This is a genomic window from Roseburia yibonii (assembly GCF_014297335.1).
Taxonomy (GTDB): domain Bacteria; phylum Bacillota; class Clostridia; order Lachnospirales; family Lachnospiraceae; genus Roseburia_D; species Roseburia_D yibonii.
On sequence record NZ_JACOQH010000001.1, the window covers coordinates 386338 to 406038 of the forward strand.

Below are 19701 nucleotides of genomic sequence, written 5' to 3' on the forward strand. Positions count from 1 at the left end.
TTCTATTCCTCATTCAATTCTTCCTGCTTCACCAAAACCATCTTACTCAATTTCTGGATCCGTTTATAATACTCTTCCTCCGAAATTCCAAAATACCGCGTCAGCATTTCTTCAAACGATTCCCCTGCTTTTCTCGCATAAGTATGATAATAGTTATCCACATCATTTAATACCGCAGACACTTCATCGTCATTCTCATAAATATCCCAGTACCGGAATGCATATTCCTCTGCACTGCTTTCTATCTGTAATGCAACCTGCTCCTGCCGGTTCGTTTCCATATCTTCCGCAATCCCGACGATCTGTAACGGTTCAAGAACAAAAGTGAGCTCTTTTCCCTGATATTTACCTGCACTCGGATAGTGATCCGGGACTTTGCAATTTACTTCAATCTGCTCTCCGATCCTTTTGCCGATCATTTCCCGTTCCAACTCCGGCAGGTACAAATTACTGCCGATACACATTGTGATCCTGTTGTTGTCATAATTTCCGACATAATTGATCGGAACTTCTTTTCCCTTATAAAACGCAGAACATGTCACATCTACAATATCACTCTTTTGTATCACATCTCTGTTCTCCGTCATTTCCACTTGATTCCAGGTTACAGTCTCTTTATCATCATAAGCGGTCTTACTTTTTCCATCCCCAAGATCATTCAGAGAAAACCCTTCATAATCATCCTTTTTTGTCAGTTCATAACATCTGACCTTCCACTGTCCCTTTTTTATTTCCACACATTCTCCAATATAATACAATTCGGACAGTTCCGCCAGTTTTTCATCCTCATCTTCCTGATAATATGGTATGAAGTAGACTATTCCCTTATCCGACAGATTATCTGCATTTTTTACCCCACTATAACTGTAAGGCAACTTTCCAAAAATTTCCTCACTTCCAATAATATTTATATTGATAAGATCTGACTGAATCTCGTCACTGTCTGTCATTTCTCTCTTTTTACTGTCTCTGTTCCACTTAACTATATACCTTTCTCCATTTCCATTCAACTGCGTTCCTGCTGCCTGTGTCCCCGGATTTATGATCTGCATCTTCTCACTGTAACCCACCTCAGAAAACATCTTGTCTAAAATCCCGTCCAGCCCCAGATACTGGGCATTATAAACAAGTCCGTCACCAAAATAGTTTTCGTTGTTCGTAGTCTGCAAAATGAATCCGTTTCCGGTATCCAGCTTTTTAAACACCAGGTTTGAAACCGGATCGATCGAGTACCCGGTCTGTAAAATTTCTATCCCTGCAAACACAAGAAACAGTGTCTTTGATACTCTATGATCCACTTCCCGCAGCGCATGAGAGATAATGATGAGACTCAACACTGTTATGATCTGTACCGTAAATACATGATACCGGTACAAGGCGGATGTAATATACACACAAAAGAAAGCAATATATGCAAATGCTGCTCCAAAGAGTGCTATTGCCGAATCATTCACCTTTATCTTTGTTTTTTTTCTCCATAAATACAGGCTCAGACATACGGCGGCTCCTACCAACAGCCATGTGAAATTTAACGAAAAGATCTGTTTGAGTACACATAGAATATACTTCCATTCCACTCCGAAATAATTTGTTTTTACAGATCCGTTCTTTGCGCTTTTTAAAGTATCCGCAATCTTCGTCTGACCTGCCCAGGCAAACAGACTTCCCTGATATACCGCATACAGGATATAGACTACGATCCCGCCCAATAAAACTCTTATCCTGCTATCCCAAAAGAGCGTTCGGATCCTATTTGTGATCGCTGTTTTTCCCGCAAAAAATACCTTAAACGCCAATACCATATAATACCCTGCAACTACGATAACTGCCGGTTCTTTTGTCATCAACAGTACACACAGCCAGAAAAACATCAGGATATATCTTTTTTTATACTCTTCATAAACGAAAAAGATAAAAAATATAAATATAAGATAATCTACGTTGAAATAAGAACATGTACCTAAAAATAACGGTACAAACGAGATCATTAATGTTGCCGCCAATGCTTCTTTCTCATTGAAATCTGTCCAGTAATCCTGCAGCAGCTGATAGACGCACAACAAGGCTGCCACCGTCAGTATAAGAATGACCGCAAATACTCCTTTTCCCTCTCTCGGATCCAGAAATTCACCCATAGCATAAAAAAAGGACGCACCCAATGTCGGGTGTGCCACCAATCTGAAATTATCATAGAACGACCGGAAAGAGAAATCAAATTTTTCACATGCAGTTCCAAGCTGATAGTAATACTGTCCTGCATCCCAACGCTGAATATGATCAAACAGCGGAATTCTGCACAGAATTACAACAGCTGAGATAAAAATGGGATTTCTGTTTTCACAGATTGCCTTTTTTAAATCTGGCTTTGTTCTTCCCAAAAATAAAACGCAAAAGAAAATGGTTATCCCCCAGATAAAAAAAACATAGCCTTTTCTGCTTTTTTCCTCCATAACTGGGGAAACCCATGCTGAGACCAAAAATAATGACCAGAAAAACATAATGACCGTAATCTGCTTTATCCATTTTTCCAATTTTGTTTTCATCATTCTCTCCATTATTTCAACTCTACTCTTTTTCTCACAATACCAATAATCAAAAACAGGGCAAAACATATGCTGAGCACTAACATCAGTAACAGGTACAGTACCGAAGCTCCGAAAATCTCATATTCCGCCACGATTTTATCCGATAAAAGAAACGCAAGCACTGAAACAACCGTATATCCGACCAATAAACTCTTCTGATATCTGATTATTGTAATAACTGTACTAAACAGTCCCGATATTCCAAGCAGCCCTCCACCAAGCAATAATATGATCAGTTCCATCTTATAATCTGACAGATCAGTATTATATAACACCGACAAAACCGGAATACCTATCAGCCATGCTCCCGCAACGCAAACTCCGGTAAGTCCCAGGACAATAAAGAGCTGCCTTATTACTCTTTTACAAAAATCCAAAATTTTACTCTCATTCCACAAAATCGACATTTCCCGGATCACCGGATTAAAAATGATGCCATTTAATAAACTGATCACCAAAACCGGCATGGAAATAAAGCCATAACATGCCTGTAATTCATCCGACAGCAACGCATCTATTGCATATTTGGGCGCGTTACTGATATATATGGACAAAAAAGCTCCAAAAAACAACGGAAAACAGTCAATCAACAGCTGCTTCACCTGATGCCAGTCAGCCGGATTTCTTTCCCCTTTAAAAGGCTCTATCGTTATCTTCAAAACATAAAACAACATGACATAGGATAACAGGATAGAAACCATGAGCGTTCCCAGTAAATCTTTTGATATCACGAGCATCACAAGAAACACGACCGTTGAAAAGCTGACTCTCAGTGTAATTGCCTTTGCCGCAATATCCAGTCTTCCCATCTGCTGATATCTTCCAAAAAATATATCCTCCACAACGTCTACACTTTTAAATACGCACATCAGAAAAATAATACTCATTTTTCTTACAGTATATCCATTGGCTCCAGATACCCATAAAACATAGACCGCGACCAGCAAAAGCATCAGGACGGTGGTTACTACTCTTGACATAAGATAGTCCTTAAACGTATATCTCTCCTTTGGATCCGACGCCTGAAAATATCGCATTCCATATTTTCCGATTGTAAAAAACAGATTCGCATTTGCGTACGCGATCGTAAAAATTCCTGCCTCACTAAGATCACATATGCGCGTCAGCACCATTAATATGATCACCGACTGAAATGCAAGCAGGAAACTGCCTGCCATGTTCCATATATAACTATCTCTAACTGGATTTTTGCTCTGATTTAAAAATGTTTCCATATCTTCCACTTTTCTCTTTTATCAAAATTATGATGCAACCTGCTGCCGCCATCATCACACATATAATTTTTACCACTGTCACATCACTTCCCAAATACAGTAAAACTGCCATGAGCCCCTGAAAAATAATGCATAATATTTTTTCAACTGTAGTCCGTTCCTCATAAACGCAATCTATGATTAACGGTACAAGCAAACAGGACAGCGCATATTCGCGGCTTCCATAAAATATAATATTGACCAGCAATGATACACATACTGTTTTCTCCCAATCATTCCCACACTTTAGCGGAATAACCATTAGCAGAACTCCAAACGCGAAAAACAAAATGCCCCATCCGTCAAACACCTCATGCGAAAGGACCAACACATAATCTTCCAGTCCACTCAAGCCACCAGCTATCATGCAGCTAAGTCCTGTGATAACCACTGCGTAAACAACCGTTCTTATCCGTTTTTTCCAGTCTTTCAAAAGGAAGATGTATAACAGCAGCGATACCTGTAAACCGGCCGCTATCCCAAGACATCCATAGGAAATTTCTTCTAACGCCTTATTCTCTGACTGGTAATTATCCAAAAAGATCATCAAAAAAATCAAGGTAAGAAATCCCATTCCCCCGTCATTTATAATCGTAAAACCAGGAAGCGAAAAGAGGAAAGCAAGCAAGATCCATGTAATGTATACTTTTTTACGGCTTAATACCGTAAGACACGCAAATATCGCGAAACACAGAAACATAAAACCCACACATACAATATTGGCCTGCTGTGTAAACCGGAAGTCCTCAACCGGTAACCCGATAAGGTAGGACGGCATCGCAAAACTTAATACTTTATATACCAGCATTGCAAGCGGCATCCCTAAATATTCCACCTCTATCTGTCCTGTTCTGGCATTCTGTATCCCAGCAAAAAATGAATAAAAAATCGAATTTTCACTCATTCCGAACGCTTTTTGTATGTATTGTCCATCGCTCAGCGCCATCATGACCAATATAAATGCCGATAAGCAAAACATGATCATACCGACGACTACTTTGCCTGCTCTTTCATATGTAAATTTCATTTCACATATCCTTTTCTATATCTCTGAATTTTTTCTCGCTGTCGCAACTGTAAATCTTCTAAATACTACTTCCCGCAAAAAATCTGCTGTTTTCGGAAACTTTTCATGCATTCTGATATATGCTTTCGTATAAAACGGCACTCTTATTTTCTGACGCTCTCTGTCCATATAATAAGAATGTATCTGTTTCATCAGCTCTTCACTTCCCGGTTCCCGTAAAATTGCTTTCTTTGCAAATTCGATCAATACCGGTTTTATCGCAGAGAGGTCTACTGCTTCCGGGTACCAGTTAATCTGGTCAAATTTATCCGGTGTATAAAATGGCAGATACTTATCGATCCAGCCATATCTGTCATCAAAATAGTTTCTCGCCAGGATCACTGGTATCCCCATTCCGAGACATGGACCTGCGCAATGCAGTCTGGATGTCACCACCAATGTTGCTTCATCCCGGTACCGGTCAAGCAATTTTCTTGCTACACCTTCCACACGTTCAATCTCTTCTTCCACATCACATTCTGTATTGATTGGAATTTCCTGTGTGATATAGCTTACATTTTCTCTCAGCTCTTCCGGCATATATTTTTCAATTCCCTTAGGCGCATCCACCAAAAAAACATGTGTTTTTTTAGGAGTTGTTTTGCGTTCCGGCAACGTGATCGTCATACACCCCGTCAAATAAGCCGGCACATTCTTTTTCTTCATTTTTTTATATGTTTTCTCATCCCTGCAGCAAACCGGACTATACTCATTATATGTCGCAATATGCTTAGGTGTATAAAGCGCCTTGGATGTACAGTTATATCCTAAAAATACCGGTCTTATTTTCTCCGGCAGGGGAAAGATCTCAATCCCCTTGATATAACCAAACCACCCCTGCATAGGTAATGTCAGTTCTTCCCCTTCATATTTATACAATTCGGATCTGTTGATCGTCACAATGTCTTCTTCTTTGATCTGTAATTCCTTGTAAATATTATCTATTGCAAACGTCTGAAAATAATCGCCCAGATTTGCGTACTGAACCACTGACATTTGCTTATTATTCTTCCCATATACTAAACGTGCATATTTCATATTACTATAACTCCACCATTTTCATCCTATTTCATTTTTATTTTCTTACCTACCAAGCAGATCATTCTTATTAATCCATCAAAGATCAGCATCATCTCCATTAGGATTATGGCAACACTCTCGGTCAATGTGAATAGATTTATCCTGACTTCTCCGTCCAGCGCTGGCAGTATATTCTGTCCTCCAAAAAACATTGGCGCAAACAGCAGTACAAACAGCAGAATATACGCCATGTTTTCATGTGTTATCCCCGGTTTTGTATTTAAAAACATAATCAGTGCCGGAACCAAGATCAAAATCCCGTAACTTCCGCTGAACGTTGGATAAGACAATGTCAGTAACGAGAGTAAAGTAACTGCTTTCCATTCTTCCTGTACAAAAAGCGACATCACAAAACCCAAAATCAGAAAAATATAATTGAAACAAGTTCCTACCCTTCGTATATTGCCACCATAATGAAACAGATCTCCCACAATATTGATCGTATTTGTGATATCTATCTTAAATCCCAAACCACTGTCATTAAAAATAGATGTTGTATTAAATATGTTCTGGAGCATCAATACTACACCATGCAAACCTCCAAACACAAAAAAAGGGACAAAAAACACAACTATCCCACACCCAATACATCCCCATATTTTTTTTGCACTTTTTTCGCGTAACAATAAGATTCCCAAAAAGACAGGGTATATTTTCAGCGCCACCGCAGCTGACAGCGCTACAAACGCCAGCACCCTCGTAAAAACACTTTCATGGTCTTTGAATAATATAAAAATATAAACACATATTACACTAACCATCACCAGATTTGCCTTTGAGATCTCACGGACATACGGTGCACTGAGCAGAATTGTCAGTACCAGACAGAGCTTTTCCGCTCTGGTTCCCTGAAACTGATAACAGATCAGGGAAATAAACAGTGTTACTGTAAACAGTAAGAACCACATGATTACCAGCATTCCTATCTGGCTGTCTCTCATCGCATTGATTCCATCCATATAGGATTCCAGAGAAAACATCTTACTTAAAAGTAAACATATTATGTTCGCTCCCGGTGGATATATCACGCCTTCCTCGTAAGGCATTCCGGCATAATTATGAAAAATACTCGTTATGAGATCCCAATAATGATTGTTCATATTTGGGATCAGCATATCATATATCGCGTTTCCATTTGACACAAAGATGTTTACAATACCAGCCAGGATAAATCCCAACATGGCTACAAAGTATATATGTAATATTTTTACATCACTGCTCAATTTTTTCCCATTCAACGAAAATTTTTCAAATATAAGCTTTTTCGGCTTCAAAATCATAATTCAACCCAATCTGTACTACTTCATTTACTTCTTCGTTTTACAATATTTAATCAGTTCATCCTGTCTCACTGCATCCAGATCCAGTTCATCCAGATGTGAGAGATAATACTGATACAGTTCTCTTATTCCATCTTCATAGGATGTAAATTCAAATTCTGTTCCGATATTTTTCCGCAGTCTTGTATTGTCCGCAGTATACTGAAAATTCAGGCCGTCATTCTTTACAATGATCTCACTTTCGTGATCACCACATGTATTGATGATCTTTGCGATCGATACCAGATCGATCGATTCTGTCGGCGTAATATTAAATTCCTGATACGCAAAATCTTTTTCTATCATCGCATCGATGATCCGCAAAAAATCGCCCAGATACAGGTAGTCAAAAACCACATTCTGGTTAATTACGATCGGCATGTTCAGGATATTTTTTAAGATGGCATTGGAAATAAATTTGAACGTGTAATCCTCTTTCTGTCCATACAAACCAAAAATGATCGGATTATAAATATTCTTTGCGCCCTTTGCCTGAATGTACTTTGACATCACATACTTGCTATATCCATAGTCATCCTTCGGGATCACATCTCCGATTGTTTCTTCCTTGACCTTTACCAGATCCCTGGCTTTATTGTACTGTGCACCACTTCCAAAATTGATCATCTTCATATCCGGAGTCAAACATCTTTCAATGTTAAAAAACATTTTTAAGTTATTTCCGATAACACTGGCTGTCTGCACATCATATCCGGTCTTTCTCGACCCACCCTGGTTTGCGCAGTTTATCACGACCTCGATCTTCTGCTCCTTTAAGAATTCTTGCACTGCGATCTCATCCAGAAGATCTATTTCATTTCTCGTAATTGCAAATACTGTATGCTTTCCCGTCAAATGTTCCACGAGGTTTTTTCCAACAAAACCCCGTGCTCCTAAAATTGCGATTCTACTCATCCAATACCTCTTCCGTACTACTGTAATTTATTAGCCTCATATTCATCTCTGTCCAGGAACGGGAACATATCATCCAGTGGCGGTGATACGATCTTTCCACTCGGCAGTACCTTAGAAGAAAGCTTCGGCGCAAAATACTGTGTTTCATCCAGAACAGCTTCACATAAAACCGGTCCGTCCGCATTCAATACCTCTTCCAGTTTTGCCTCGATCCCATCCAGAGAATCAATTTTAAAATATGTAAATCCAAAGGTGTCTGCCAGTTTATCAAACGGTGGGAAATTCACCCCGTTTCCATCGCAAACGCCGATCAGTCCATCTTTAAAAAGATTATTCTGTGTTTGACGTATGGAATGATACCCATTATTATTCAACACAAAAAGTTTCATGTTGCAGTTGTTGTAATGGATCGTCTGCAATTCCTGAAGGTTCATCATCAGACTTCCATCTCCATCAATACAGATCACGCGATCTTTTCCTCTTGCGATGCAGCATCCCAAAGCTGCCGGCAGACCATATCCCATACTTGCGCAGCCGGAATTGGTAAACAGTCTCTGATTTTTCTTAATCTCAGCCGTCTGAAATGTAATAACGCAGGCACTTCCGTTGCCGGTTACCACAACATCTCCCTCTTTCCACGCCTCAGACAGTTTGCGCAAAAATACATAAGGATTCAACTGCTTGGATTCATAATACTCCGGCAATACCGTCGGGTACTTTTCATTTGTCTTTCTGCAAAAAGCAAGCCATTCCTTCTGTTCCTGTGTGGTGCCGTCATAAGAAACTTCTAAAAGTTTTCCCATCAGATCCTTTACATCTGCATGCACTTTCATATCTGGTGCGATCGTTGGTTTATTCAACTCATTTTTGTCGATATCCACAACGATTTTATACGCGTTCTTCGCCCAGTCTTTATAATTATAACTGATCTGTCTGATATTCAGGCGGCATCCCAGTGTAAGTACCAGATCTGCGTTGCCTACTGCAAAGTTTCCACCACGATTTCCTACTGTACTCGGTCTTCCAACATACAATGGATGTTCATCCCAGAGCACATCATGCGCATTCCACGCCGTCACAACCGGGATCTGCAGTTTATCGATAAGACGTATGAACTCATCATGTGCTTTTCCAAGACGTATTCCGGTTCCCGCAAGTATCAGTGGTCTTTTTGCCGCTTTGATCCTTTTTATGATCTCCTCAGCGGCAGCCGTCTCTACTTTTGGCGGTTCTTCGTCTTTTTCACACTCTTTCGGATCAAAATGCAGAAGTTCTTCTGTTTCGATCGGCGCTGCCTGAATATCTAACGGAATATCCAGCCATACAGGACCTCCACGTCCGGCTTTGCTCAGATACAGGGCTTTTTCCAGGTGATATGCGATCTCATTTGCCTCTGTAACCATAACCGCATACTTTGTCATCGGTTCCACGCTCTTTACAATCTGATACTCCTGATCTCCAAGCTGTCGGATCGGCACATCAGTAGACCAGGTCGTTGTTTCTCTTTTTACCTGTCCGGAAAGGATAAACATCGGTATGGAATCTAACCAGCCGCCCAGTACACCGGTGATTGCATTGGTTCCACCAGGTCCGCTTGTGACACATACCGCCGCCAGCTTACCTGTAAGACGTGTATAACCTTCCGCTGCCACAGAGCATCCCTGCTCATTATGATTGTATACACAATGCAGTCCTTCTTTATGCCCCAGGCTGTCATCAAGATGCATCGCTCCGCCACCGGTGATCATAAACATTGTATCAATACCGTTTTTTACCAAAAAATCCGCAACATAATCTGATAACTTCATTTTCATTTTATTCTTTTTCCTTTCCATTCGCCTTAAATGCCCATAATTTATTTAACAGGAAATTTATAGGTGTTGTTATTATTAAATTTAAAATTGGCCCGACAAACTCAGGTAAACTCAGAATATTGTTCCAGAGAAACAACAGTATGTTGGTAAGGATCAGACCCGAAAAAGCATATGACATATACGTTTTTACCAGGCTTCTCCACCAGACTCTTTTTTCTCCTGATTCTACTTTAAATACATACTTATTATTCCAGTAAAATGAATTTAACACACTGATCAAGAATCCTGCAACACTCCCCACGATCCAAGGCGAATGTATCCACAGGAAAAAGAGATAAACCCCATACGAAATTACGAAATTACCCACTCCGACAAAGGCAAATTTCACAAACTGCATGAATTTTTCCCACTGCTCATCTGAAATTTTAATTTTAAATAGACCAAATAGCCAAAACAAAACTGTTTTAGCTATCTGTTCCAAAATAATCCATATTTTATGTCCCAGTCCGTTCATACTCTCACCTATGCTTCATAGAGAGAATCTGTCACGAACTCAAAATCCATATCCTCTTTCATGTCCTTTAATATGTCTGACACATACTGGTTCAGTTTCAACGCCTGCTCATCGGTGAAATGATATTCCATATCAGCCTGAACATAGTTCGGCTTTGTTCCACCTGCATAGCCATCAAAGCCCGCCAGCAGGATCTTCTTGACGCCAAGTTTTTTCATAACTTTCAAAAGCATGATGAAAGAATCATCGATGATCTCCGCCTTTTCGTCGATCAAAGAGCTGTAATTTAATGTATAATCAAACTTTCCATTTGTTTTCGTGACATTGGATGTTGCGATCACTTTGTATGAGTGTTCCTTCAAAGACAATGCCGTTGCAAGCTGCACATATCGCTTGGAATTGCTGAGGAAGATATAATCCGTGGACGGTTTTTCCGGAATAAAATTAACAGAAATCACGATCGGTTTTCTTCTGTCACTTACCTCCGCGATCGCGTCACACTTGGTATTGGCACTGGTTCCCGGCCCGATCATCAGCACTTCTCTGTCTGCAAACGCTTCTCTCAATGCTGCGATATCTTTCTCATCATCCACTACAACATCCTGATATTCTTTATAAAGCTGCTCAATATAGTTCTTATCATAAAGCAGTTTCTTTTCTCCCTGAAGCTTTCCAAGGATCTCATTGATCGAGCTTACCGACAGTGTCCGCTTATCCATCAAAAAGGACACATAGTTTGGATGGCAGTCATTCGAAGCTGCCAGATAAAAGAACATATTATACCCCCAGGTTGCCGGTGTATAAAAACTGGTAATGTTCGAATCGATTGCTTCAAGGAACTGGCTGATCTGATAATTCTTTCCATAAACATCATTCATATGCATGGCAACTAACTCGATTGGCGCATTTCCAGCGCTCTTACCCATTCCGTAGATCGTACCATCCACAAGCATCATACGGTCTACTTTGTGGGAAAGCATCTCAATACAGTTCGCATAGCCCATCTGAAAGTTGTTATGCGCATGATATCCAATCCCGATTTCCGGAAGCAGATGTTCATTTAACAGGCTAAAATAATGCTTCAGATTGTTCTGGTGCATCAATCCGTAGGTATCTACCATGGATACCGCATACGGTTTTACTTCATTTGCCAGACGGATCAGATCCATCATCTCATCATCTTCATAACTGGTCACAGACACCAGCTGCGCAAACACCTTATAACCAAGTTTCTTTAATTCCGCACAGTACGCTAACGCTTCTTCTCTCAGATGTTTCTTAAAAATCACACGGATACCATCTAAAAAAGACTCCGCGCATGGTTTGATATTCTCCAGCTTGCAGGTACCATAATCGATCATTCCTACTACCATCGCCTGCTTGCGGTCCAATCCTCCATAGATCTTCTCCATGCAGTCTGTATCCGGCATAATACTGCGGTTGATATCAAACGGTCTGCGATCATCCAGAAACCCAACTTCGATCACATCTACGTTTGCATCTACCAGACGCTCAAATATACTTACCAGATTGTTATGTCCAAACTCCCAGTCGTTCACATAGCCACCATCGCGTAATGTACAATCCAATAACTTTAATTCACCCATATAAACTCCTTACTGATTTACTGCCTCTTTAATAATTTGTGCCATATAATCAATTTTCTCATCCGTCATTCCCGGATATACACCCACCCAGAATGTGTGTGTCATAACGAAATCTGTGGTTTCGAGGTCTCCAACCACCCGATATGCGTCCGTGCCGCGGATCTGGTCAAAACACGGATGTTTGATCAGGTTTCCGCTGAACAGCAGTCTTGTCTGGATATTATGATCCTCAATGTATCTGGTAACTTTGTTGCGATCCAGTCCACTCTCTTCCCGGACGCTCAGCAGAAATCCAAACCATGACGGGCGGCTTCCTTCTGCCGGTTCCGGCAGGATCAGTTTGTCCTGAACATCTTCGAGTGCTTTACGCAGTCTGTCCCAGTTATGACGACGTGCCTCAATAAAGGAAGGGAATTTCTTTAACTGTTCCACTCCGACTGCCGCCTGCATATCTGTAACTTTAAGGTTGTATCCAAAATGACTGTATACATATTTGTGGTCATATCCCTGTGGCAATTCTCCATACTGACCATCAAAACGATGTCCGCAAAGATTATCCATTCCTGATGGGCAGACACAGTCGCGTCCCCAATCACGAAAACTCTTGATCAATCTGTTTAAAAGAGGGTCATTTGTATATACGCAGCCGCCCTCACCCATTGTCATATGATGTGGCGGATAAAAACTGGATGTTCCAATATCTCCCCAGGTTCCGGTAAAGCGGGTCTCCCCGTCTATTGTATACTGTGTTCCAAGTGCGTCACAGTTATCCTCAACCAGCCATAAGTTATGTCTGTCACAGAATTCACGCACACTCTTTAAGTCGAACGGATTTCCAAGTGTGTGTGCGATCATAACTGCCTTTGTTTTTGGGCTGTATGCCTCTTCCAGTTTTGTCACATCGATATTATACTGAGGTACCGTCACATCTACAAATACCGGTATTGCTCCATACTGGATCGCCGGCGTTACTGTTGTCGGGAATCCACATGCTACCGTGATGATCTCATCGCCTTTTTTGATCTGGCGTTCTCCAAGTTCTGGTGCTGTCAGTGCCATAAACGCGATCAGATTTGCAGAAGACCCACTGTTTACCAGATTTGCGAATTTAACGCCAATCCACTCTGCGAATTTCTTTTCAAATTCATCTGAAAATCTTCCTGTGGTCAGCCAGAAATCCAGTGCCGCATCAACAAGACTGCACATTTCTTTTTCATCATATACTCTGGAAGCATAGGAAAGACGGTCTCCCGGTTTGAATTCTTTTTCCTGTTCCGGTTTTTTAAACGCTTCATAATAATCTTTTACCAGATCCTTGATCTGATTTCTTGCTTCCGCTTCACTTGTCCATTTAGACATCTTATACTCTCCTTATTCAAAAAATTCTTTGATCTGTGCATCCATGCACGCCGGTATATCACCCTTCGTGAAATATACCTTCGACCACTCTACGGTCTTTTCAATGGCCTCTTCCACGCCCCAGCGCGGTTTCCATCCGAAAACGCGTTTGATCTTCGAGCAATCCAGCTTCAGAAAATTCGCCTCATGAGGGCCTCCGTCATAACGGTTTACCCATTTCATGTCCTCGCCCCATTTCGCGCAAAACAGATCCACCAGCTGCCCGGTCGTAATACAGTCGCGGTCATCCGGTCCCACATTATAAAATCCCGCATATTTCTTATCCTGATACTGCATCTCCGCGATCGCAAGATAGATTGCAAGCGGCTCTAATACATGCTGATATGGTCTTGTCGAATGCGGGTTGCGTACAATGATATCTGTCTTTGTTCCCGCCGCGCGCACACAGTCCGGAATGATACGGTCATTCGCGAAGTCCCCGCCTCCGATCACATTACCGGCGCGTGCCGTTGACACTGCGACTTCCATATCGTTAAAAAAGGAATTGATATAACTGTGTGTCACAAGCTCCGAGCAGGATTTGCTGTTCGAATACGGATCGTAACCATCAAGCGGTTCATTTTCACGATAGCCCCATTCCCACTCGTTATTCTTGTACACCTTATCTGTCGTGACATTCAAAAAAGATTTTACGCAGGAATTCCGGCGGACACACTCACAGATATTCACCGTTCCCATTACATTCGTCTCATAAGTGTAGACCGGATCCTTGTAAGAATCGCGGACGATCGGCTGTGCCGCCAGATGAAATACGATCTCCGGCTGTGTATCCGCGAACACCTTTGCCAGATGATCCAGATCACGGATATCACCGATCACTGAATTCATATGTCCCTCCACATCACACAGTGCGAACAGGTTCGGCTCCGTAGGAGCACTCAGGGAATATCCCGTCACTTCAGCCCCGGCTCCAACCAGGATCCTGCAAAGCCAGGATCCTTTAAACCCGGTATGCCCGGTTATCAGTACCTTCTTTCCTTTGTAAAAACTTAAATCTGCCATTTTTATTTCTCCCATACCATCCACGGAGCCTGTTTCTCCTGGATCATCTTTTCCAACATATCTTTATCACGCTTTGTATCCATGCATTTCCAGAATCCTGGATGCATATACGCCTTTAACTGACCTTCTGCCGCCAGCCGTTCGAGCGGAGCTTTCTCAAAAACAGTGTCATCTCCATCTATATAATCAAATATTTCCGGATTCAATACCATATAGCCGGCATTGATCACATTTCCGTCTCCTTCATTCTTCTCACGGAATTTCTCGATCGTTCCTTCTTTATTGATCTCGATCACGCCAAACTGCTGACCAATATTTACTGCTGTCATCGTTGCGATCTTTCCGTGTGACTGATGAAACTTTAACAATGCATTCAGATCCACATCGGACACTCCATCGCCATATGTAAGCATAAACGGCTCATTATTGACATAATCGCGGATCCGCTTGATACGTCCACCGGTCATTGTATTTAATCCCGTGTCGATCAGGGTAACCTTCCATGGCTCTGCCACATTATTATGAACGGTCATCTTATTATCCTGTGAAAAATCAAAGGTAATATCACTGTTATGTAAATAATAATCCGCAAACCATTCCTTGATCACATGCTGCTTATATCCACAGCAGATTACAAACTCATGAAACCCAAAAGACGAATAATACTTCATAATATGCCACAAAATCGGCTTTCCACCGATTTCGACCATCGGCTTCGGCTTCAGATAACTCTCTTCACTGATTCTTGTACCAAATCCACCTGCTAAAATAACTACTTTCATATATTCTCCATTCATCGTATTTTTTACATTCCCCATTACTCCAAACATTTTAATAATACTACAAAATTTTACTACACACAAGCCGTTTTGCGCCATTTTCCGCCATTTCCCATTTTACAGCAAATAAGACCAGAGCAACTTCTGGTCTTATTACTATTTTTTATGGAAAAGAGAGATCTCTTTCATCACTGCTCCATGCAGTTCATACAACAGTTTCGCGAACAGCGCGATCACGACACAGCAGGCAAGGAACAGCAGATAGCTGTAAAACCTTGAGATCTGTGTGAGATCAAAGGTTCCCATCATTGCCATGATAATGACATGATGCACCAGAAAAACCGCGTAGGAATATTTGCTGATCACCGAACAGCACCGGTGCACCCCCGCGAAGTCCAGATAATCCGAAATAAACGCGAGCACCAGAAACGCGGAAATCCCGATATACGTCGTCTGGATCGTGACATCAAACTGCGGCGCCACGATCGTATTGACCACCAGGACTGCCAGCGCGCCAAGCGCTACCGGCCACTTGATCTTTTTTATGTATTTGATATAGTACATACCAAACAGGATCTCCGGGATACGCAGTGGCAGCACTTCCACCGGATTCAGCCGCCGTGGAATCAATAAAAATATCACATACAGAACCATTGCCACGACCGCAAGCAGCACCGGATGTGTCCGTATCAAATACCGAAGCAAAGGAAACACAATATAGATCAAAATGATGCAGCCCAAAAACCATTCGCCCAAAATGTAAAACGTTGGTATCACCGCCGCGAAATAACCGTCAAAGCCCAAAATTGTCAATAAGATATTGCGTTTCGGCACCGTCAGGTCGATTCCCTTGTTGACATAAAACTGATACAGGAACGCGATAAAATAGGCGATCCAGAACATCGGGTAAATGGACAAAAAGCGTTTTTTGTAAAAATTTATCAGTTCACACTTTTCATCATATACATACATAAGCGCCGCTCCGGATATGATAAAGAACAGCGATACGCCAAAGTTTCCGATGTAAATATTTCCAATCTGTGCTGTAATAAACACCTTGTCCGGCTGTCCCGCATACAGGTAAACCGCATTGTAGTGCGTCATCAGGATCAGAACCACCGCGATCGCACGCACAAAGTCAAGGTAGAATATTCTTTCTTTTTTCATGCTCTGCTTCTCCCGTCTATCTTCTGTGATACTTGCTCTTTAACTCAAGCACCTCCACTTTTCTCTCATCCAGTTCCTTTAATACGCCCTGATATAATTCAAGTGTCGTTTTGTTTTCTTTGCGCATCTGTTCGATCTCTTTCACCTGGGCTTTTAACTGCTCGTTTTCTGCTGTCACTGCCTGCAGCTCATTGTCCAGTTCTGTCGCATGCACCTGCAGATTTTTCATGTAATTCTCTGTTGAGGTCGTATATTCACGCAGACTGTAGTAAGACTCATTCACGTTTTTATAACGCTCATTCAAAACAGAAAGATTGTTTTCCAGCAATTCCACCTTGTTCTGATAGTAGCTGCTCTTATCTTCGCCGCTCTGCACATTATTTCTGCTCTGTTCCACATAAAACGCGATATGTTTTTCTTCTGCCACATGCTTTATACTGCCATAGGTTCCATTCGCGAGGATCGACTCAGCACCTGCCGCATCTTCCCCAAAAAGCTCCAAAAGCCAGTTTTCAAATTTCTCATTCCGCTGAATAACGAGCAATGTCGCGCGATCCGCCGCCTGTTCAACATTCTCGTCTACTTCTTTCAGAATATCTTCCGGGATCACCTTCAGGTAATCTCCCTTTTCTTCTTCCGGCAGTTTGTCTGCATATTCTTTCGAAGCTATGACCCACGCCTGTTCTTTGACTGCCTGACGGCATCTTGTTTCAAATGCATCCATATATTTCGGCGCATGATCTTTGTCTATTTCCAGAAATACCGCTATCTGCATATTAATCCCTCTCTTTAATTTCTCCTTAATATCTTATCAATGATTTTCTGTTTGATCGGTCTTCTTGCATGATCCAGTAATATCTGCATCGATTCAAGCTGAAGATCCTTGTGCTGCAGCATGATCTCTTTCTGACGCAGCATCTCAAATTTCTGTCTGGTACGATCGATATACTCCTGCGGGATCTTGCTCAGTACGTTTGCCGTGATCACAACACTGCGGATCTCTACCGGCTCATCCAGCGTGATAAAGACCTTCGGATCTTTTGTGACAAATACAAGTTCATTATCCAAAACGATCGCCGAGCTTTCTACATCTTCAACCGTCTTTACAATCTCTTTTCCGTCCTCGGTAAATACCGTCACGGTAAAATCATTGATCACGATTCCCGCTCTTTCTCCCGGATCCCACCGAAGTTCTTTGACTTTTCCAAATTCACTCAGTTTTTCATAAACAAACTCTGCTTTTGCCGTAATCTTAGATTCCGTAACACAGGTGTCGTTTTCATCGAAATCCTTATTTTCCTCTTTCAGATACAGCTTCGCGCTCATCGCGACATCTTCCGGGGCAAGTCCGGAAAAATAACGCCATTCCTGAAAAGCCACCTTCGCTTTGCGTATCACTTCCTCGCCATTTCCGGCTCCGGATCCTTCGTAAAATACGACCGTGTTCAAATTGCGCAGCATGTGATGAAGATTGGTCACTTCAATTCTTGCGCCTTTTTCAGAAAACAGCCAGCCCGGATAATAGCCCTCCTGCTGCACCACATAACTGTAAATGCGTTCTACTGCATGAAGCAGCGTACCATCAGTCTTGTTCGGTTCCGGCGGGAAATCCGTATATTCCCAATCCTGGTCAAAAAGCAGCTTCATCGCCTTCGGGCGGAACCAGAACATGGTTCCAAGCGGAGCGATCGGTTCTTTATCCTTTGAGATCGGCACAGTAATTCCGAGTTTCTTCGCCAGTTTCTTTGTGATCTTATAATTTTTGCCCCACTCCAGTCCAACAGTGATATAGTAATCACCATGATTTGGCGGCGGCGGCGTAAGCAATCCGGCTCTCGGGTTTTCTTCCAGCGCACAAAGTACATTGTTTACAAAATCTCTGCTTGCCAGTAAGTTCTCAAAGCATTTGTAGGAAAATCCGGCACCGATCGTATCCGGCTTTAACTGTTTGACCTTCTTGTCATGAACAAAGCACACATAATCATAATCCATGATAAAATCCTTTGTTCCTACAAGCAGGGCACTGACATCACGTCCACGGTTCTCGATCAGGATCACCTTTACCTTATTCGGCAGTACAGAAAATGTTTTCTCGATCAGCTCTTTCTTTTTCTCAGAACCGGTCGTAACATAAATGTCCGCTTCCGGTGGCATGGACTGCGCATAATGCAGGCAATAGTCTGCCAGATCTTCAAAATAGAAATGCAGCACCAAAGCGATCTTTCTCTTTTTCACGATCTCGTCCACCGGTTTTGAAATGTCTTCCGGAAGGACAAAATTAAGCTGCATGTTTTTCTTGATGTCCGCCTGGTTTTCCAGTCGCAAAATATTCTGCCAGATCATGTCCACGTCATAATCGGTGTGATCCTTGATAAATTTATAGGTCTCGATCGCATTTTCGCCGACCGTATCTGTCAGAATATTGTCATAGTTCTGCATAAAAGAACGTCTCTTAAAGATAGGACAACGTTTCTCTTCCAGCATACGTTTTGTCGCGCAGAGGATCGGATGATTGTTGTAATCCGGTTCAAGATCCGCATAAACATCCCATTTAAATCCAGCATCTGCAAATCTCTTTGTAAATATTGCCTCATGACAGCCGACCGCTTCCCGGTAATCATGGATCATCTGCATGTGATCCCAGTACATCTGATATTCCAGGCTGTTTAACATCGGTTTACGCACTGCGATAAAATGAGACTGGATATGATTCGGGATATAACCATATGGGATCGTGCCAAACGGATCCCCCTCCTTGTATTCATGGAACATCGTGATGCCCCAGAAATCCAGATCTCTCTGATCCATGGTTTTAAACATCTCTTCTAACGGATATACCGGTCCCATGATCGTAAAGTTCATCATAATCACTTCGTCAAAGGATCTGATCTTGTCCCATCCGTAATATTCAAGTCCTGTCTTATACGCCCAGACATCAAAACCTTTATTTTCTCTGACCAGAACATTAGGTGTAACTTCCTGCAGTTTTTCACGGCTTTCCCGTGTCAGCTTTCCGTTACATACGACCAGAATCTCTGTCGAATTTTTCTTCAATTCACGCAGCATATACGGAACATAGTCATCCACAATTCCGTCTTTATCATACATAAAGTATAAAATGAGCCTTTTCGCATTTGCTGAATCTAAAATCATAATCGTT

The 19701-nt window shown here is 41.7% G+C and carries 15 protein-coding genes; all 15 read right to left on the reverse strand.

The features are described from left to right. Positions 1 to 2 precede the first annotated feature (2 nt). Complete coding sequence (locus H8Z76_RS01875) at positions 3 to 2543, reverse strand: trigger factor (protein ID WP_186981485.1); 2541 nt, start codon at positions 2541 to 2543, stop codon at positions 3 to 5. An 11-nt stretch (positions 2544 to 2554) separates the two neighbouring features. Then, positions 2555 to 3820, reverse strand: a complete 1266-nt coding sequence (locus H8Z76_RS01880; RefSeq protein WP_147617863.1) for a lipopolysaccharide biosynthesis protein — start codon at positions 3818 to 3820, stop codon at positions 2555 to 2557. Continuing rightward, entirely contained in the window at positions 3783 to 4886 is a 1104-nt protein-coding gene (locus H8Z76_RS01885) for a glycosyltransferase 87 family protein (protein ID WP_186981486.1), read from the reverse strand. Before H8Z76_RS01885 ends, H8Z76_RS01880 begins: the two co-directional genes overlap by 38 nt. A 15-nt stretch (positions 4887 to 4901) precedes the next feature. Then, a complete protein-coding gene (locus H8Z76_RS01890; protein ID WP_186981487.1) occupies positions 4902 to 5963 on the reverse strand; it encodes a polysaccharide pyruvyl transferase family protein in 1062 nt (353 codons plus the stop codon). 26 nt (positions 5964 to 5989) lie between these two features. Beyond that, positions 5990 to 7279 carry a glycosyltransferase 87 family protein gene (locus H8Z76_RS01895; protein ID WP_186981488.1) on the reverse strand — a complete coding sequence of 430 codons (1290 nt, stop codon included), beginning with the start codon at positions 7277 to 7279 and terminating at the stop codon, positions 5990 to 5992. 33 nt (positions 7280 to 7312) lie between these two features. Beyond that, entirely contained in the window at positions 7313 to 8239 is a 927-nt protein-coding gene (locus tag H8Z76_RS01900; protein WP_147617859.1) for an NAD-dependent epimerase/dehydratase family protein, read from the reverse strand. Positions 8240 to 8256: 17 nt separating this feature from the next. After that, positions 8257 to 10053 carry a thiamine pyrophosphate-binding protein gene (locus tag H8Z76_RS01905; protein ID WP_186981489.1) on the reverse strand — a complete coding sequence of 599 codons (1797 nt, stop codon included), beginning with the start codon at positions 10051 to 10053 and terminating at the stop codon, positions 8257 to 8259. 1 nt (position 10054) lies between these two features. Beyond that, positions 10055 to 10567, reverse strand: coding sequence for a GtrA family protein (locus H8Z76_RS01910; RefSeq protein ID WP_186981490.1), 513 nt, complete (start codon positions 10565 to 10567; stop codon positions 10055 to 10057). An 8-nt stretch (positions 10568 to 10575) separates the two neighbouring features. Then, positions 10576 to 12174, reverse strand: coding sequence for an aldolase catalytic domain-containing protein (locus H8Z76_RS01915; RefSeq protein WP_186981491.1), 1599 nt, complete (start codon positions 12172 to 12174; stop codon positions 10576 to 10578). A 9-nt stretch (positions 12175 to 12183) separates the two neighbouring features. Next, a complete protein-coding gene (gene rfbH, locus H8Z76_RS01920) occupies positions 12184 to 13533 on the reverse strand; it encodes a lipopolysaccharide biosynthesis protein RfbH (protein ID WP_186981492.1) in 1350 nt (449 codons plus the stop codon). Between the two features lie 12 nt (positions 13534 to 13545). Then, complete coding sequence (gene rfbG, locus H8Z76_RS01925) at positions 13546 to 14601, reverse strand: CDP-glucose 4,6-dehydratase (RefSeq protein ID WP_334299044.1); 1056 nt, start codon at positions 14599 to 14601, stop codon at positions 13546 to 13548. Further along, positions 14598 to 15377 (reverse strand): glucose-1-phosphate cytidylyltransferase, encoded by a 780-nt coding sequence (gene rfbF, locus H8Z76_RS01930; protein ID WP_186981494.1) that lies wholly within the window; start codon positions 15375 to 15377, stop codon positions 14598 to 14600. Before rfbF ends, rfbG begins: the two co-directional genes overlap by 4 nt. 153 nt (positions 15378 to 15530) lie before the next feature. Beyond that, positions 15531 to 16541, reverse strand: coding sequence for an acyltransferase family protein (locus tag H8Z76_RS01935; RefSeq protein ID WP_186981495.1), 1011 nt, complete (start codon positions 16539 to 16541; stop codon positions 15531 to 15533). A 16-nt stretch (positions 16542 to 16557) separates the two neighbouring features. Beyond that, complete coding sequence (locus tag H8Z76_RS01940) at positions 16558 to 17316, reverse strand: hypothetical protein (RefSeq protein WP_186981496.1); 759 nt, start codon at positions 17314 to 17316, stop codon at positions 16558 to 16560. Positions 17317 to 17330: 14 nt separating this feature from the next. Continuing rightward, positions 17331 to 19694 carry a rhamnan synthesis F family protein gene (locus H8Z76_RS01945; protein ID WP_186981497.1) on the reverse strand — a complete coding sequence of 788 codons (2364 nt, stop codon included), beginning with the start codon at positions 19692 to 19694 and terminating at the stop codon, positions 17331 to 17333. Between the last annotated feature and the right edge of the window lie 7 nt (positions 19695 to 19701).

Bases quoted from the DNA above. Each gene is read 5' to 3' on its own strand.
- H8Z76_RS01875 (WP_186981485.1), bottom strand. From the start codon at position 2,543: ATGAAAACAAAATTGGAAAAATGGATAAAGCAGATTACGGTCATTATG.
- H8Z76_RS01880 (WP_147617863.1), bottom strand. From the start codon at position 3,820: ATGGAAACATTTTTAAATCAGAGCAAAAATCCAGTTAGAGATAGTTAT.
- H8Z76_RS01885 (WP_186981486.1), bottom strand. From the start codon at position 4,886: ATGAAATTTACATATGAAAGAGCAGGCAAAGTAGTCGTCGGTATGATC.
- H8Z76_RS01890 (WP_186981487.1), bottom strand. From the start codon at position 5,963: ATGAAATATGCACGTTTAGTATATGGGAAGAATAATAAGCAAATGTCA.
- H8Z76_RS01900 (WP_147617859.1), bottom strand. From the start codon at position 8,239: ATGAGTAGAATCGCAATTTTAGGAGCACGGGGTTTTGTTGGAAAAAAC.
- H8Z76_RS01905 (WP_186981489.1), bottom strand. From the start codon at position 10,053: ATGAAAATGAAGTTATCAGATTATGTTGCGGATTTTTTGGTAAAAAAC.
- H8Z76_RS01910 (WP_186981490.1), bottom strand. From the start codon at position 10,567: ATGAACGGACTGGGACATAAAATATGGATTATTTTGGAACAGATAGCT.
- H8Z76_RS01915 (WP_186981491.1), bottom strand. From the start codon at position 12,174: ATGGGTGAATTAAAGTTATTGGATTGTACATTACGCGATGGTGGCTAT.
- rfbH (WP_186981492.1), bottom strand. From the start codon at position 13,533: ATGTCTAAATGGACAAGTGAAGCGGAAGCAAGAAATCAGATCAAGGAT.
- rfbF (WP_186981494.1), bottom strand. From the start codon at position 15,377: ATGAAAGTAGTTATTTTAGCAGGTGGATTTGGTACAAGAATCAGTGAA.
- H8Z76_RS01935 (WP_186981495.1), bottom strand. From the start codon at position 16,541: ATGAAAAAAGAAAGAATATTCTACCTTGACTTTGTGCGTGCGATCGCG.
- H8Z76_RS01940 (WP_186981496.1), bottom strand. From the start codon at position 17,316: ATGCAGATAGCGGTATTTCTGGAAATAGACAAAGATCATGCGCCGAAA.
- H8Z76_RS01945 (WP_186981497.1), bottom strand. From the start codon at position 19,694: ATGATTTTAGATTCAGCAAATGCGAAAAGGCTCATTTTATACTTTATG.